14 protein-coding genes and 1 riboswitch are annotated in these 15,075 nt (G+C 28.9%); of the genes, 10 read left to right on the plus strand and 4 right to left on the minus strand.

The features are described 5' to 3' along the window. Window positions 1–19: 19 nt before the first annotated feature. Complete coding sequence (locus ACQPVP_RS02550) at window positions 20–349, plus strand: hypothetical protein (protein ID WP_430846936.1); 330 nt, start codon at window positions 20–22, stop codon at window positions 347–349. A gap of 223 nt (window positions 350–572) precedes the next feature. Beyond that, window positions 573–1,127 carry a maltose acetyltransferase domain-containing protein gene (locus ACQPVP_RS02555; RefSeq protein WP_430846938.1) on the plus strand — a complete coding sequence of 185 codons (555 nt, stop codon included), beginning with the start codon at window positions 573–575 and terminating at the stop codon, window positions 1,125–1,127. A 147-nt stretch (window positions 1,128–1,274) separates the two neighbouring features. On the opposite strand, the gene ACQPVP_RS02560 is transcribed toward ACQPVP_RS02555, so the two are convergent. From ACQPVP_RS02560 to ACQPVP_RS02575, 4 genes are all read right to left on the minus strand, one after another. Then, a complete protein-coding gene (locus ACQPVP_RS02560) occupies window positions 1,275–1,964 on the minus strand; it encodes a radical SAM protein (protein ID WP_430846940.1) in 690 nt (229 codons plus the stop codon). Then, entirely contained in the window at window positions 1,957–2,520 is a 564-nt protein-coding gene (locus tag ACQPVP_RS02565; RefSeq protein ID WP_430846942.1) for an ECF transporter S component, read from the minus strand. The genes ACQPVP_RS02560 and ACQPVP_RS02565 overlap by 8 nt, the downstream gene beginning before the upstream one ends. Window positions 2,521–2,538: 18 nt before the next feature. Beyond that, the gene (locus ACQPVP_RS02570; RefSeq protein ID WP_430846944.1) at window positions 2,539–3,513 is read right to left on the minus strand and encodes a nucleoside hydrolase; all 975 of its coding nucleotides are present in this window, start codon (window positions 3,511–3,513) and stop codon (window positions 2,539–2,541) included. A gap of 253 nt (window positions 3,514–3,766) precedes the next feature. Next, a riboswitch (PreQ1 riboswitch) is annotated at window positions 3,767–3,811 on the minus strand. 80 nt (window positions 3,812–3,891) lie between these two features. Beyond that, window positions 3,892–4,578 (minus strand): cyclic nucleotide-binding domain-containing protein, encoded by a 687-nt coding sequence (locus ACQPVP_RS02575; RefSeq protein ID WP_430846946.1) that lies wholly within the window; start codon window positions 4,576–4,578, stop codon window positions 3,892–3,894. A 261-nt stretch (window positions 4,579–4,839) separates the two neighbouring features. Here ACQPVP_RS02575 and ACQPVP_RS02580 point away from each other — a divergent pair, with 261 nt between their 5' ends. The 8 genes from ACQPVP_RS02580 to ACQPVP_RS02615 all read left to right on the plus strand — a co-directional run bounded on the left by ACQPVP_RS02580 (window position 4,840) and on the right by ACQPVP_RS02615 (window position 14,992). Beyond that, window positions 4,840–5,910, plus strand: coding sequence for a BMP family lipoprotein (locus ACQPVP_RS02580; RefSeq protein ID WP_430846948.1), 1,071 nt, complete (start codon window positions 4,840–4,842; stop codon window positions 5,908–5,910). 197 nt (window positions 5,911–6,107) lie between these two features. Further along, window positions 6,108–7,616 carry an ABC transporter ATP-binding protein gene (locus ACQPVP_RS02585; protein WP_430846950.1) on the plus strand — a complete coding sequence of 503 codons (1,509 nt, stop codon included), beginning with the start codon at window positions 6,108–6,110 and terminating at the stop codon, window positions 7,614–7,616. Continuing rightward, window positions 7,606–8,691 (plus strand): ABC transporter permease, encoded by a 1,086-nt coding sequence (locus ACQPVP_RS02590; protein WP_430846952.1) that lies wholly within the window; start codon window positions 7,606–7,608, stop codon window positions 8,689–8,691. Before ACQPVP_RS02585 ends, ACQPVP_RS02590 begins: the two co-directional genes overlap by 11 nt. Window positions 8,692–8,693: 2 nt before the next feature. Further along, window positions 8,694–9,608 carry an ABC transporter permease gene (locus ACQPVP_RS02595; protein WP_430846954.1) on the plus strand — a complete coding sequence of 305 codons (915 nt, stop codon included), beginning with the start codon at window positions 8,694–8,696 and terminating at the stop codon, window positions 9,606–9,608. A 1-nt stretch (window position 9,609) separates the two neighbouring features. After that, window positions 9,610–10,404, plus strand: coding sequence for a metallophosphoesterase family protein (locus tag ACQPVP_RS02600; protein ID WP_430846956.1), 795 nt, complete (start codon window positions 9,610–9,612; stop codon window positions 10,402–10,404). A gap of 377 nt (window positions 10,405–10,781) precedes the next feature. Continuing rightward, window positions 10,782–12,641 (plus strand): beta-glucoside-specific PTS transporter subunit IIABC, encoded by a 1,860-nt coding sequence (locus ACQPVP_RS02605; RefSeq protein WP_430846958.1) that lies wholly within the window; start codon window positions 10,782–10,784, stop codon window positions 12,639–12,641. Window positions 12,642–12,645: 4 nt separating this feature from the next. Beyond that, window positions 12,646–14,115: a glycoside hydrolase family 1 protein gene (locus tag ACQPVP_RS02610; RefSeq protein WP_430846960.1), complete on the plus strand. Its 1,470-nt coding sequence runs from the start codon at window positions 12,646–12,648 to the stop codon at window positions 14,113–14,115. Window positions 14,116–14,152: 37 nt separating this feature from the next. After that, window positions 14,153–14,992 carry a PRD domain-containing protein gene (locus ACQPVP_RS02615; protein WP_430846962.1) on the plus strand — a complete coding sequence of 280 codons (840 nt, stop codon included), beginning with the start codon at window positions 14,153–14,155 and terminating at the stop codon, window positions 14,990–14,992. Window positions 14,993–15,075 lie beyond the last annotated feature (83 nt).

Genomic DNA, 15,075 nt, shown 5'->3' on the forward strand with positions numbered 1-15,075 from the left:
TTGTAAAGGAATGATATTTATGGCATTAGGTTTTTTATTTATTACAACAATTATAATTGGAATAATTATAGCAGCAACAATAACTATAGCTTTTTTAAAGAAAGATACTATATTTAATGAAATTTGGTTTGTATATTGCAGCTTAGTATTAATAGCAGCACTTACGGTAATTGCATTTACTGCAGTACCAAGTAGCTATGTTATTTATAGGATTATAGCAATTTCTTTAGGAGCATTAGGTGCTTTAGGAGTATATTTAGGCAAGTTAAAAAAGTTAGACTTTAAAATGAGTATAGTTATAATTGCAATATCTTTAATAGGAAATTATTATATAAGTTTCTTTATATAATACAAAAATATTATTTTTACCTAGGTATTAAGGCGGGAAGATTTACCACTTACTACCTAGGTTTTATTATTTTCGCATATAACTTAATTTGATACAGCTTATTTTTTACAAAATTCTTTAGGGATTATATTGATTGCATTAATAATACAAGAATTTTTTATAAGATAGGAATATAATAACATTATAATATTAAAATAAAATTTAAGGGTGGGTAAGATTTATTATGACAGAAAAAGAAAAAATGATTAAAGGTGAAATGTATTTAGCAGATGATGAAGTTTTAGTAAAAGAAAGACTTAATGCTAGAAGACTATTTAGAGAATTTAATTCTACTTTAGAAACAGAATTAGAAAAAAGAACTGAAATATTAAAAGAATTATTTGGAGAGGTAGCAGGAAAAATATACATAGAGCCAGCCTTCAAATGTGATTATGGATACAATATTAAAGTAGGTGAAAATTTCTATGCAAATTATGATTGTGTAATGTTAGATGTATGTCCTATAACAATAGGAAATAATGTTTTTTTAGCACCAGGAGTTCATATTTATACTGCTACTCATCCATTAGATCCAATAGAAAGAAATAGTGGCTATGAATATGGAAAACCAGTAAAAATAGGTGATAATGTTTGGCTTGGTGGAAGAACTGTAATTTGTCCAGGGGTAACTATTGCAAATAATGTTGTAGTTGCAGCTGGAGCAGTAGTTACTAAGGATGTACCTGATAATGTAGTTGTTGGTGGAAATCCAGCAAAAATTATAAAGAGTATAGAATAAAATTGAATACAGTGCGGTCTGCCATTTTTTCCTCGGCAAGCTTGGAAAGGCAGATGCACTAAAAAAATCGACGTCTTCACAGTCGCCTTGACGATTTTTGTATCATATAAATAAAAGGGGATATGGGGGATACATTATGTAGCCGTATTAATCTCCAACGCCAAAATCAGTATTGTTATATAATACTTCGATATTGTCATAGGAATCTAAATATTTATATTCTTCAATAAACCATTTGACTAGTTCTTCATCCCTCTTTATATCTGTTGTATTATTTACAAATACATTTAATGTGGCATATTTGAAGTTTTTAAGGACTATGTCTATGTCTCTTTTAATCATTTCTTTAGTTTGACCTTTTATTCCAATTAGTAAACAAACTGATTCAAAGTGTTCTTTTACATCATCAGGAGTTTTAAAGTTTGCATTTTTATTTAATACTAAATTTCTAAAGTTATTATCAAAGGTTTCTACACCTATTTTAAATATAATTGGAATACCGAAGAATTCTCTCATTTCATCTAATCTATTTTTGTAGCACCAATGGCTTTCTAAAAATAATTTTTCTATATTTTTTTCTTTTATTATTTTCTTTATATCGTTTAAAGTTTCTTTAGGAATTTCAAAGCAGCTACCTGAGTTTATAACTTCTAATACTTTAAATTCCCCAGTAATATTTTTTAATACTTCTTTATTTAGGTTTACTATTTCTTCTTCGTTTAAACTATTATCATCTATATAATCACAAAAGCTACATTTTCCCCAGATACAAGGAAAGGCTTTTAATAATACAATTTCTCTAATATTTTTATTAGTTATTTTACTATATCTATCCATTTACAACACCTATTTTTTCTTTCATATTATATGGTAAAGATTTAATTAACATTAATACTATAAAAATAGTAGATGCCTTATCTAATAAATCAAATAATATTTGAGTTGAGAAAACACTAGCTACTATATTTACACCCACATTTTTTAAGTACATAACTACAAATGTAGATCCAGAGGAAGTCATACCACCAAAAACATAGGCTGAAATTAATGAAGCAATTAATGAACCAGCTATAGTTGAGATTAAAATACCTAAAACTATAAATTTACCTTTAAATAATCCTTTTTTATAGCATAATCCAGCTGTTAATCCTATTACTATTTGAACAGGAAAGAAGTATAGTGAATATGGATCAAAGGTAAATCCATTAATTAATGAGGTAGCTAAACCAGTTATTGCACCACTTATTGGTCCAAATAAAAAAGCAATTAAAAAAGTTCCGATTGTATCTATAAATATTGGAAGTTTAAGTGCAATAGCAATAAATCCTCCAAGAATGTTTATTACAACAGCCAGAGACATAAACGTTAATTTCAAAATGTTATTATTTTTCATGAGTATCTCCTTTAAATATTAAATTAAGCCATATTTTGTATTGTTAAGTATTAATTTTATATCATTAATATTGTCTGGGAATAACCTGAAAAGAAACATTTCCATAAACTTCTTAGAATCAACTTTAGTTAAAACTAACCCATTATGTTCTTTTCTATAGAATTCGCCTACATCAACTAAGGTTTGTCCCATTGCGATTCCATCAACAACAATATCTAAATAAGATGTAAAGCCTTCACAAATACTTCTATCTATAAAATAAGCTACAGCTAAAGGATCATTGATGACACATCCAAGAGTTCTTTCTTGTTTCCAATGGAAATCAACATAAAATTTTGTTATATCAACAATAAATTTACCTATTTCTCCGCCAATTTGATTTATAACTTCTATAAGGTTAGGAGTTAATACTATTTCACGGGTAACATCTAGACCTACCATGGAAAATGGAACTTTACTTTTATCAAATACTTCTTTTACACTATGAGGATCAACCCAATAGTTAAATTCTGCAACTTGTGAACAATTACCATGAGATTTAAATGCACCACCCATAGATACTATTTCTTTAATCATATTAAAGGAAGATTCATCTTTTTCTAAAGCTTTTGCTAGATTAGTTAAAGGTCCTAAGGCAATAATGCTAACATCACATTCTTTAGCACTATCTAATATAAAATCAATTCCGTTATAATTAATTTCAATATCAGCTTCTTTATAATTAGTTTCACCTAATCCATCTTCACCGTGAGTGTCTTGTGCAGTAACTAATTCTCTAACTAAAGGTTCACTTTCTCCAATATAAACTTTAATATATTCTCTTTTTAGAAGTTTTAGAACTTTTAATGCATTTTTAGCACCTTGGTTAGCAGGAACATTTCCAGATACAATAGTTATTCCTATAACATCTAGTTCAGGTGAATTTAAAGCTAGAAGTAGAGCTAATGAATCATCAATACCTGGATCACAATCAATTATTACTTTTCTTTTCATTTACATTTCTCCTTACCGATTATATGAAAAATTTATATTCATAAATAATAAAAAAGGAACGAACTATACAGTTCATTCCATCACAAATAAAATAGGACATAATTTATAAAAGGTTATTTACATAATAAGCTTTTTATAAATTGCTAGAAATTAAAAAGGACTATTAGTAAATAATAGCCCTTATAAAAATCTAGTTATTACTTTGTTGAAATTTTATACAACAAAAATAATCTAATTTAAAATAAATTAAATTAGGGTCCTAGTTTTTTATAGAGGGATGGTTACGAACCTCTCTCAGAATCATTCTGAGTATATAAATTTTACATTATTAGTATATAACAAAAAATAAATTTTTCCAATATTTTAAGATAAATTATATTATATAGAAGAATTTACATCATAAGAACTTGAAGCAATTTCTATAAAGTAATCTTTATCTATTATTTTATAATATTTACCTGTTTTATTTAATTTATTATTATTGCAGAATGTATTAAGAACTCTTAATAAGTGTCTATAGCTAGTGCATAAAAGCTCTGCACATTCTGTTAAGTTATAATGAAATATATTATCTGTAGAGTTGTTTAGTATAAATGAAGCTAAACGACTTTCTAATGAATCAAACATAGTAATGCAAGTATTACTATTCATGTAACTAAGTCTTTCACCAAGATTCATACAAGTATACCTTAAAAATTTTATATCATTAAAAAGCAATTCCCTATGTTTTGTAAGGGATATTCCTATACAATAGCCATTTGTAGTGGCTTGAACTGTAGCTGTAGGAGTTTTTCTCCATAGGCTACATGTTTCCCCTAGAATTTGCAGAGATTTAAAATGAGAAACAAACATTACTTTACCAGAACTAGAATGAGAGAAAACTTTCATTCGTCCATTTACTAAAAAAAATAAATAATCCGAACATTCCCCTTCATTTATTAAAATATCACCTTTTTTAAAATAAAAAAGATCCATTTTATCACTCATATCATTTGAGAATAGTTCTAAAATTTTAGTTTCACGGATGTATTTATTAAAAAGAGAGATACTTTCTACTTTTTCCATAAGGCCTCCACACTATAGTAGCATTAATATTTCCTATAATTATTTTATCATAAGGGTATTTGTCATTCAATTAATATGAATTTTAATATTGTAATTTAATAGTACACCAAAATATAAAAAATATATATTGAAAATCACGAACATTTTTGTTAAAAATAAGTTAAATATATAGTTTTTTTAGAAAAATATGACCTATGTCATATTTTTAATATTAAATAGCTATTATAATAAAGTCGTAAGTTGAATACGGGGGATGAAGTTATGAAAAAATTTATGAAGAAAATTACTATTTGTTTATTATTTATTATGTCAACTGTTGTTTTTGCAGGATGTTCTTCATCTGGCAATAGTGAGTCAGGAGAAAATGGTGCTTCTAATGGAGACTATTCAAAATTAAGAGTAGCATTAATATCAGATACAATTGGTACAGAACAATTTATTCTTCAAGCTTATAATGCAGTAAAAGCTGCTGCAGAAAAGTATGGCTTCCAATGGACTTCAATAGAATGTACAGATACAGCTGCTTGGGAAGAAAACACAAGAGCCGCATCAAATGAAGGTTATGATTTAATTATCGGTATTGGCTGGCAAGCAGCAGATCCATTTAGTGAAGCAGCAGATGAATTTGAAAATACAAAGTATGCAGTTATAGATACAACAGCATCTAACGATAAAGTGACAAGCATAGGATTTAAGGAAGCAGAAGGAAGCTATGTGCTTGGTGCAATGATAGCAAAAGCATTCGAAAATGAAAGCTTATATGGTTATATATCATCATTCCAAACACAAGCTACATATAAATATAGATATGGTTTTGAAGAAGGAGTTAAATCTTTAAATCCAAATGCTAAATTTATGTATAACTATACAAACTCATATAGTGATACAAGCTTAGCTTATGAATATGCAATTCAACAAAAGGCAGCAGGAGCAAATTTCATATTTGGTGGAGTATCTGCTAGTGGAAATGCTGGTATATATCAAGCAGCTCTTGAATTAGAGAAGAAAGGTACACCAATATATACAACTGGTTTAAGTATAGACCAAACAACTGAAGATAATAAGTATATAATTGGTGGATTAATAAAAGATACTGCTGTATGTATAAATACAATAGTAGATGAATTTTTAGCAGGAAAACTTCAAGGTGGAGCTCAACTTCTTGGAATAAAAGAAGGTGCATTTGGAGTAGTTGGTATTACAACAGAATCTATGAATTATAGAAATAGTGAAATTATAACAGACGAAGTTATAGAAGCAGGAAAGGCTGCAGCAGAAAAAATTAAAACAGGTGAAATTGTAATAGAAGTTCCAGAAGAGTCAGCAAATTAATAATAAAAAACAAGGTTTTTATAAATTTGGTAGGGTTCTGCCGAATAATAAAAATGAAGAATGTATAGTTAATATTTTATAAGATTTGAATTATAATGAAATACATTTTGCATTGGGGGGCTGTCAACAGTCCCTTCTTTAATTTAAAAATGGGAAAAACCAATTGAGTAAGATAATTTAAGAAGGAGAAGTTAGAGATGCTTTTAGAAATGAAAAATATCGTTAAGAGATATGGAAATGTACTTGCTAATAATGGTATAAACATAAGTCTTAACAAAGGTGAGATTCTAGCTGTTGTTGGAGAGAATGGGGCAGGAAAGTCAACAATAATGAAGATACTTTATGGACTAGAAAGACCAGATTCTGGAGAAATTTATATAAATGGAAAAAAGATGGACTTTCATAACCCATCAGATGCTATGGAACAAGGTATAGGAATGGTTCAACAACATTTCATGCTTTTTGAATCAATGACTGTTGCTGAAAATATAGTTTATAAAAAAGAAATGAAAAATGGGATTTTCTTTGATTATAAAAAGAATATAGAAGTAGTAGAAGAGCTTTCGAAGAAGTATATGTTAAAAGTTGATCCCAAGGCAATTATAGATGAGTGTCCAGTTGGGCTTCAACAACGTGTTGAAATTTTAAAAATTCTTTATCAAAATGCAGATATTATTATATTTGATGAGCCATCAGCAGTTTTAACACCTATTGAAGTAGATGAGCTTTTAAAAACTATGAAGCAATTGGCAAAGCTTGGGAAAAGTATAATTATAATTACTCATAAGCTTAATGAAGTTATGGAAGTAGCTGATAGAGTGGTTGTAATGAGAACTGGAGAAGTGGTTGCAGAAACTCTTAAGAAAGATACAAGCATAGAAGAGTTATCTTATTTAATGGTGGGGAGACAAATATTAACAAGAATAATCCCAGAAAAAGAAACAAAAGAAAATGTATTAGAAGTTAAGGATTTAACTTTAAATGGAGAGCATGAAAAGAAAATATTAAATAAAGTTAATTTACATATAAGAAAAGGTGAAATTGTTGGTATTGCAGGAGTATCAGGAAATGGTCAATCTGAGCTTATAAGATGTATAACAGGTCTTGATCATGTAGATTCAGGCGATGTAATACTTAATAAAAATAATATTACTAATAAAAAAGTAATGGAGATTAGAGATGCAGGGATAGCACATATACCAGAAGATCGTTATTTATGGGGAAGTGCTAAAGAGGCTACATTAACTGAAAATGCCTTAATGGGATTTGAAGATAAAAAAGAGTTTGCTAAAAATGGAATATTAAATATAAATAAAGTTACAAATCACGCAAAGGAATTAATAAAGAAATTTCGTGTAAAATCAGATTCTCCAAATCAAAAGATTAAAGAACTTTCAGGAGGAAATGCACAAAAGCTTATAGTAGCAAGGGAGATAGCTATGGAAACTCCACTTCTTATTGCTTGTGAGCCAACAAGAGGAATTGACATAGGTGCTATGGAGTTTATTCATGATCAGCTTGTTGAAAAAAGAAATAATGGAGATAGCGTTCTTTTAGTATCTTCAGAGCTAAGTGAAATAATGAGTTTAAGCGATAGAATTTATGTAATATATGAAGGAGAAATTGTAGGAGAATTTAAAAGAGGCAGTATTGATGAAAAAAGACTTGGTCTTTTAATGGTAGGAGGTAAGACAGATGAAAAGTAAAATTAATAAATTTACTAAATTTCTTGAACCTTTAAAACATCCTATGCAAGCTATAGTTGTTGGGTTAATTTTAGGTGGAGTTATCATTGGACTATCAGGATTTAATCCATTTGAAGCTATTATAGGAATGTTTAAAGGTGGATTTGGATCAGCTTATTATTTAACAACTACATTAACGCGTTCAGTTCCTATTATATTTGCAGGACTTGCAGGAGCTTTAGCATGGGGATCTGGATATTCAAGTCTTGGAGCAGCAGGACAAATGGTTTTAGGAGCTTTTACATCAGCAATTGTAGCAGCTAATTGCCCAGGGCCAGCAGTATTTGTTGTATTTGTTGCTCTTATTACAGGAATGGTAGTTGGAATATTATATTCTGTTCTTTCAGCCTATTTAAGCGAAAGATTTAAATTAGATTTACTTATAATAACACTTATGCTTAATTATGTAGCTGATTATATTGCGTCATATTTTACTACATATGTTGTTAAAGACCCACTTGCTGTTGATTCATCAGCTATACAAACACAAAAGTTAACTGATGCAATACTTCCTAAAATATTTAAAGGATATTCATTACACTTTGGATTTGTAATTGCATTAATAGCTGTATTAGTAATACTATTTGTTATGAAAAAGACAAGCTTTGGATATAAAGCAAAGATGGGAGGATTAAATCCAAACTTTGCAAATTATGGTGGAGTTAATAGTACAAAGATGATGTATTATATACTAATGTTAAGTGGTGCTATAGCTGGACTTGGTGGTGCATGTGAAGTTTTAGGAGTAAGATATCGTTATGTAGATTCAATGATAACTTCTCCAGGATACGCATGGACAGGTATTATAGCTTCGTTAATGTCAAGCAATCATCCAGTTGGTATTTTAGTTAGTTCTATTTTCTTAGCAGGACTTACAACTGGTGGTAGTACAATAGAGCGTAGTATGGGTGTTCCATCTGAAGTAACTACAATTATTCAAGGAATTATAACTTTATTAATTACTGCAAAATTTGTAGTGAAATGGTATAAGAAAAATAAAAACAAAAATGGATCAACTAAGGAAGGAGTTCAATAAAAATGGAATTAAGTATAGATTATTTAGCGGTGGTAGTAAATTCTACTATTCGTATGATGACGCCTATTTTATTAGTAACTCTTGCAGCAGCAATATGTACAAAAGTAAAAATTTTTAATATTGCTATGGAAGGGACCATGTTAACTGGTGCATTCTTTAGTATTGTTGCTAATTATTATACTCATAGTGTATTTTGGTCAGTAATTGCAGGGGCTGTAAGTGGAATGATTATCTCAGCAATAGTTGGCTTTTGTATAATTAAGTTAAAGGCTTCTCCAGTAGTTGTTGGTATGGCTACTAATACAATGATGGGTGGAGTGACAACATATTTACTTTATGTAATATTTAAAACAAAGGGTGTTTTTACTGATCCAAGTTTAGTAAGTCTTACAAAGATAGATATACCAGTTATAAAGGATATTCCTGTGCTTGGAACAATGATTTCGGGCTTAACAATAATTGATTATTTAGCATTTATAATAGCTATTGGAATGCATATATTCTTATATAAAACAGTTTTAGGATATAGATTAAGAGCGATAGGAATAAATAAAGAGGCAGCAAGAAGCCTTGGAACTCCGGTAGAAAAATATCAATTCCTTACAATAAGCTTATCAGGATTATTATGTGGTTTAGGTGGAGTACTTCTTTCTATGGGAACTGTAACTTTATTTATACAAAATATAACTTCAGGACGTGGATATATTGCAATGGCTGCAAATAATTTAGGAAGATCAAATCCAATTGGAGTACTTTTATCAAGTTTATTCTTTGGATTTTCACAAGCAGCAGGAAATGTATTACAAAATACATCATTAAAAACACAAATTACAGCATCTATACCTTATGTAGCTACAATAGTTGCTTTAGTTATATTCAGTATTAAGAATAAGAAAAATAAGGGTAAAAAGGTGTAGTATGATATTTTTACACATATCAGATATTCATTTTCTAAGGGAATATATAAAAGAAGAAGTTGGATATAATTCTATTTTTAATAATATGACTAATCCAATTATTCAAATAAAGAGAGTATTAGAAAAAATAGATAAGAATATTCTAGACTTTATTATAATAACTGGAGATTTAGTAGAATCAGGAGATAGTGAGGATTATAGAATACTAAAAGAAAATTTAGATAGTTTATTTGAAGGTATTCCTTATATTGTTACTTTAGGAAATCATGATAATAAGAAAGAATTTTATAAAGGTTGGTTTAATGAAGGACTAAAGGATGAACCCTATAATACTATGATGGAAATAGGCAAGCTTAAGATAATAAGCTTTGATAATTCTGAATATCATAATAATAATGGAACTATAACTCTTGATAGATGTAATTGGTTAAGAGAGGAATTAAAAAAAGACACCGATAAAGATGTAATACTTATGCTTCATCATCATCTTTTAAAAAATCAATTTAATTTACCACCAGTAAGTTTTGATAAGGATTTTGAAGATATTGTGAATGAAAGTTCAATTATAGGAATATTTTCAGGACATACTCACCATCCTTATAAAGGAATATTTGCGGGAAAACCTTACTTCACAGCAGGTAGCCTTTCTTTTGTTGGATATGATGAAGAAGATGGAAAAGTTAGATTTGAAGAGGCGACAAAATGTAATCTTTGTAGATATGAAGATGGGAAAATATTTGTAGATATTATTGATATTCTAGAAGAAAGCAAATTTTTAACTCGTATCAAGTTTTAATAGAATATTTAAATCAGCATTTTAGACCATTTTTAAATTGAATATAGTAAGGTTGAATGAAAGTAGATAGATTAGTTAAAAGCCAATTTATCTACTTTTTTATAGTACTGAGAATTTTCAGTGTTCTATATTTATTAAAAAAACAAAAAAAAAGTAAAGATTTACATTGACTAATTAGCTAGGATATAGTATTATAATCTTAGTTAATGTTTAGACATGTGACTGGTAATGCAGGCAGGATCTAATAAAAATAACACTATTTTTACGTGTTACTTTTATTGGGTCCTTTTTGCTTTTTTAAATTGATATTGGCCAAATTCAATTAGTAAAATCCAGAAGTTAAACTAAATTTCAAATTATAAAAGGAGAAATTACTTATGAAAAGTTATAGAGAAACAGCTATAAATATTTTGAAAAATGTTGGTGGAGAGAAGAATGTAGCATATTTAGAGCATTGTTCTACTCGTTTAAGATTTACATTAGTTGATGATAAAAAGGCAAATATTAATGAATTAAAGAAAATTGATGGTGTAGTTGGAGTAGTTACTTCAGCACAATGTCAGGTTATTATTGGTAATGAAGTTATAGAAGTTTATGATGAAATAATGAAAATTGCTAATATTGGACAAGGAGAAGGAAAGAAGGCTCCAGAAGGCAATAAGAAAATAGGTGCAACTATACTTGATTTTATAGTTGGTGTTTTCCAACCATTAGTTCCAGTAATTGCAGGGTCAGGTATATTAAAATCTTTACTATTACTTTTAGCCATGTTTGGGGTATTAGATAAATCAAGCCAATTATATAATATACTAAATAATATTGGGGAAGCAGGATTTTACTTCTTACCTATATTCGTAGCAAGTACAACGGCTTCTAAATTAAAATCAAATAAATTAGTATCAATTTCAGCAGTAGCAGCTTTAATTTTACCTTCAATGACAAGTATAATGGCAGAGGGCGCTTCAATATTTGGACTACCTATTACAAATATTAATTATACTTCTCAAGTATTCCCAGCGATACTTTGTGTGTTATTCTTAGCGCAAGTAGAAAAATTATTTACTAAGATATCACCAAAAGCAATTCGTATATTTTTTGTACCACTTATGACATTATTAATTACAGTACCAGTTACTTTAGTTGCTATAGGACCATTAGGATATTTCTTAGGACAAGGTTTCACAAGTTGCATATTATTCTTATATAGTAAATTAGGATGGGTGGCAATTGCTGTTTTAGCTCCAGTTTTACCATTCTTAATTTCAACAGGAATGCATAAAGCCTTAGTACCATACGCAGTATCATCTATTACAGAAATGGGATATGAGCTTTTATATTTACCAGCATCATTAGCACATAATATTTCTGAAGCTGGAGCATGTTTTGCAGTATCACTTAAATCAAAAGATGATAAGACTCGTTCAACAGCATTATCATCTGGAGTATCAGCATTATTTGGTATTACAGAACCAGCACTTTATAGCTTAACTATTCAAAATAAGAAGGTATTATCAAGTGTTATGGCAGGTAGCTTTATAGGAGCAACATTTATAGGTATATCATCTGTTAGGGCTTTTGCAGCAGTAGGACCTGGACTTGCAAGTATTTCAATGTTTATTTCAGAAGAGTTGCCTAAAAATATACTTTATGCAATAATTGGTGCATTAATATCTTTTGTAGTTGCTTTTGTTGTAGGTATTATACTTTGGAAGGATCAAAAGGAAGAAGTTATAGAAAAAACTACTGAAGAAGTAGTTCAATCTAATGATTTAAATAAAGAAATTACTTTATTAAGTTATGCAAATGGAGAAGTTGTTAATATTGAAGATGTAAAAGATGATATGTTTTGTCAAAAAATATTAGGTAATGGGATTGCTATAATGCCTAAAGATGGAGCTTTATATGCTCCTTGTGATGGAACAATAGAAACTGTATTCCATACAAATCATGCAATTGCAATTAAATCTAATTGTGGAAAGGAAATTCTTCTTCATGTAGGTATAGATACAGTTAAATTAGAGGGAAAGTATTTTGATGTAAAGGTAAAAGTTGGGGATAGAGTAAAGGCAGGAGATTTACTTTTAAACTTTGACATAGATGCAATTAAAAGAGAAGGATATGATACAATAATTCCAATGGTAATGACTAATATGGAAAATGTTGATATTCAACCAAAAACTCAAGGTAATACAAAAGTAGGAAAAAATTTAGTTTTAGTTAAAGCAATGGAGGTATAGAATAATGAGTATTAAAAAAGGATTTCCAGAAGGATTTTTATGGGGAGGGGCAGTTGCTGCAAACCAAGTTGAAGGAGCATGGAATGTAGGAGGAAAAGGTTTATCGGTTGCAGATGTTGCAATGTTTAGATCTAATATAAGTGTTACAGATTATAAGGGACATGTTGGTATAACTAGTGAACAAATACAAAAGGCAATAGAAGATAAGAGTTCTGAATTATATCCAAAACGTAGAGGAATAGATTTTTATCATCATTATAAAGAAGATTTAGCATTATTTGCTGAAATGGGATTTAAAGTTTTAAGAGTTTCTATCGCATGGAGTAGAATATTCCCAACAGGAGAAGAAAATGAACCAAATGAAGAGGGCTTAAAATTCTATGAAAATTTATTTTCTGAAATGAAAAGGCTAGGAATAGAGCCATTAGTAACTTTATCTCATTATGAAATGCCATTAGCATTAAGTCAAAAGTATAATGGATGGATTGAACGTAAAGTTGTAGACTACTTTGTAAAGTTCTGTACTGTATGTTTTGAAAGATATAAAGATTTAGTAAAACTATGGTTAACTTTCAATGAAATAGATAGTATATATCGTCATCCATTTACTACAGCAGGTATAGTAGCAGATCGTTGTGAAGAAGGAAAAGAAGAACAAGATATATACCAAGCATTACACCATCAATTTGTAGCATCAGCTATTGTGACAGGTGAATGTCATAGAATAATAGAAGGAAGTAAAGTAGGCTGTATGCTAACTAAGCTTACAACATACCCATTAACATGTAAGCCAGAAGATATTTTAAAGGCTTTAAATGAAAATCTTAATAACTACTTTTACTCAGATGTACAAGTTCGTGGTAAATATCCAGAACGTATAAAAAGAATGTTTGCTGAAAAAGGTATTGTTATTGAAAAGAATGAAGATGATGATAGAATATTAGAAGAGAATACTGTTGATTTTGTATCCTTTAGTTATTATATGTCATTAGCTGCATGTGAAAATGAAGAGGAGATGGAAAAAACAGCAGGAAATACGATTATGGGAGTGAAAAATCCATATCTTCCACAAACTGAATGGGGATGGCAAATTGATCCAGTTGGATTGCGTATATCATTAATTGAATTATATGACCGTTATCAATTACCATTATTTATTGTTGAAAATGGAATGGGAGCTGTTGATAAAATTGAAGAAGATGGTTCAATAAATGATGATTATAGAATTGCATATTTCAGAAGTCATATGATAGAGATGAAAAAGGCAGTAGAAGAGGGGGTAGAGCTTATGGGATATACAAGCTGGGCTCCAATAGATTTAATCAGTGCAGGAACATCTCAAATGTCAAAGAGATACGGATTCATTTATGTAGATCAAGATGACTTTGGAAATGGAACATTAGAAAGAAGACGTAAGAAATCATTCTACTGGTACAAGAAAGTTATTGAAACTAACGGAGAAGATATGAACTAATGATTAATTAAAATAAATTAATGTTGAGAGGGATATTATGCTAATCATAAAGAAGGCTTTGAATTCTAGTGTATTATTGGTTGAAGATGATAAGAAACAAGAATTTATTATATTAGGAAAAGGCATAGGATATGGACGTAGAGCTGGAGAAGAGATAGATGATAGTGATGAAAATCAGATTTTTATGCCAGTTGAAAATCCAACAGCTAAAAGATTAATGGATATGATTAATTCAATTCCTGCAAAATATTTTGAATTAACTCAAGAAATTATTAATTATGCTACTGAAAAGTTAGAAACTACATTTAAAGATAATATATATTTACTTCTTACAGATCATTTAAGTTTTGCAGTAGAAAGATATAATAATGATATTATGGTTTTTAATAGAGTTTATTGGGAAATTAAAAACTTTTATCCAAAGGAATTTAGTGTTGGAGTCTATGCATTAGAATTACTTAATAAGAAATTTAATGTTAATCTTCCAGAAGAAGAAGCTGCTAATATCGCCTTTCACTTAGTTAATGCACAAAGTGGAAAAAGTTATCAGCATGATGCTATGAGAGCAGCAAAACTTATTTCAGCTGTAGTTAATTTAGTTAAGTATGCAACAAATCAAGATTTTGACACGGAGAGTTTTCATTATTCAAGATTTATTTCTCATATGCAATTTTTTGCAGAAAGATTTTTTGCTGAAAAATTAATAGATAGTTCTGATGATTTTTTATATGAGCAAATAAAGCACAAACATGCTTCTTCAGTAAAATATGCAGAAAAGGTTGCTCAATATATTTATAAAACATATAACAAAGAACTACCTAAAGAAGAAATAGCATATTTAGCAGTTCATATACAAAGATTAATATCTATAGATTAAATTATGAAAGGACCTATATTTTAGGTCCTTTTAAAATTTTCTGATAATGAATTAAATTACTTAATGTTTATTAAAACAATATT

Source organism: Clostridium nigeriense (assembly GCF_050585265.1).
Taxonomy (GTDB): Bacteria; Bacillota; Clostridia; order Clostridiales; family Clostridiaceae; genus Clostridium; species Clostridium nigeriense_B.

Bases quoted from the DNA above. Each gene is read 5' to 3' on its own strand.
- ACQPVP_RS02550 (WP_430846936.1), top strand. From the start codon at position 20: ATGGCATTAGGTTTTTTATTTATTACAACAATTATAATTGGAATAATT.
- ACQPVP_RS02555 (WP_430846938.1), top strand. From the start codon at position 573: ATGACAGAAAAAGAAAAAATGATTAAAGGTGAAATGTATTTAGCAGAT.
- ACQPVP_RS02560 (WP_430846940.1), bottom strand. From the start codon at position 1,964: ATGGATAGATATAGTAAAATAACTAATAAAAATATTAGAGAAATTGTA.
- ACQPVP_RS02565 (WP_430846942.1), bottom strand. From the start codon at position 2,520: ATGAAAAATAATAACATTTTGAAATTAACGTTTATGTCTCTGGCTGTT.
- ACQPVP_RS02570 (WP_430846944.1), bottom strand. From the start codon at position 3,513: ATGAAAAGAAAAGTAATAATTGATTGTGATCCAGGTATTGATGATTCA.
- ACQPVP_RS02575 (WP_430846946.1), bottom strand. From the start codon at position 4,578: ATGGAAAAAGTAGAAAGTATCTCTCTTTTTAATAAATACATCCGTGAA.
- ACQPVP_RS02580 (WP_430846948.1), top strand. From the start codon at position 4,840: ATGAAAAAATTTATGAAGAAAATTACTATTTGTTTATTATTTATTATG.
- ACQPVP_RS02585 (WP_430846950.1), top strand. From the start codon at position 6,108: ATGCTTTTAGAAATGAAAAATATCGTTAAGAGATATGGAAATGTACTT.
- ACQPVP_RS02590 (WP_430846952.1), top strand. From the start codon at position 7,606: ATGAAAAGTAAAATTAATAAATTTACTAAATTTCTTGAACCTTTAAAA.
- ACQPVP_RS02595 (WP_430846954.1), top strand. From the start codon at position 8,694: ATGGAATTAAGTATAGATTATTTAGCGGTGGTAGTAAATTCTACTATT.
- ACQPVP_RS02600 (WP_430846956.1), top strand. From the start codon at position 9,610: ATGATATTTTTACACATATCAGATATTCATTTTCTAAGGGAATATATA.
- ACQPVP_RS02605 (WP_430846958.1), top strand. From the start codon at position 10,782: ATGAAAAGTTATAGAGAAACAGCTATAAATATTTTGAAAAATGTTGGT.
- ACQPVP_RS02610 (WP_430846960.1), top strand. From the start codon at position 12,646: ATGAGTATTAAAAAAGGATTTCCAGAAGGATTTTTATGGGGAGGGGCA.
- ACQPVP_RS02615 (WP_430846962.1), top strand. From the start codon at position 14,153: ATGCTAATCATAAAGAAGGCTTTGAATTCTAGTGTATTATTGGTTGAA.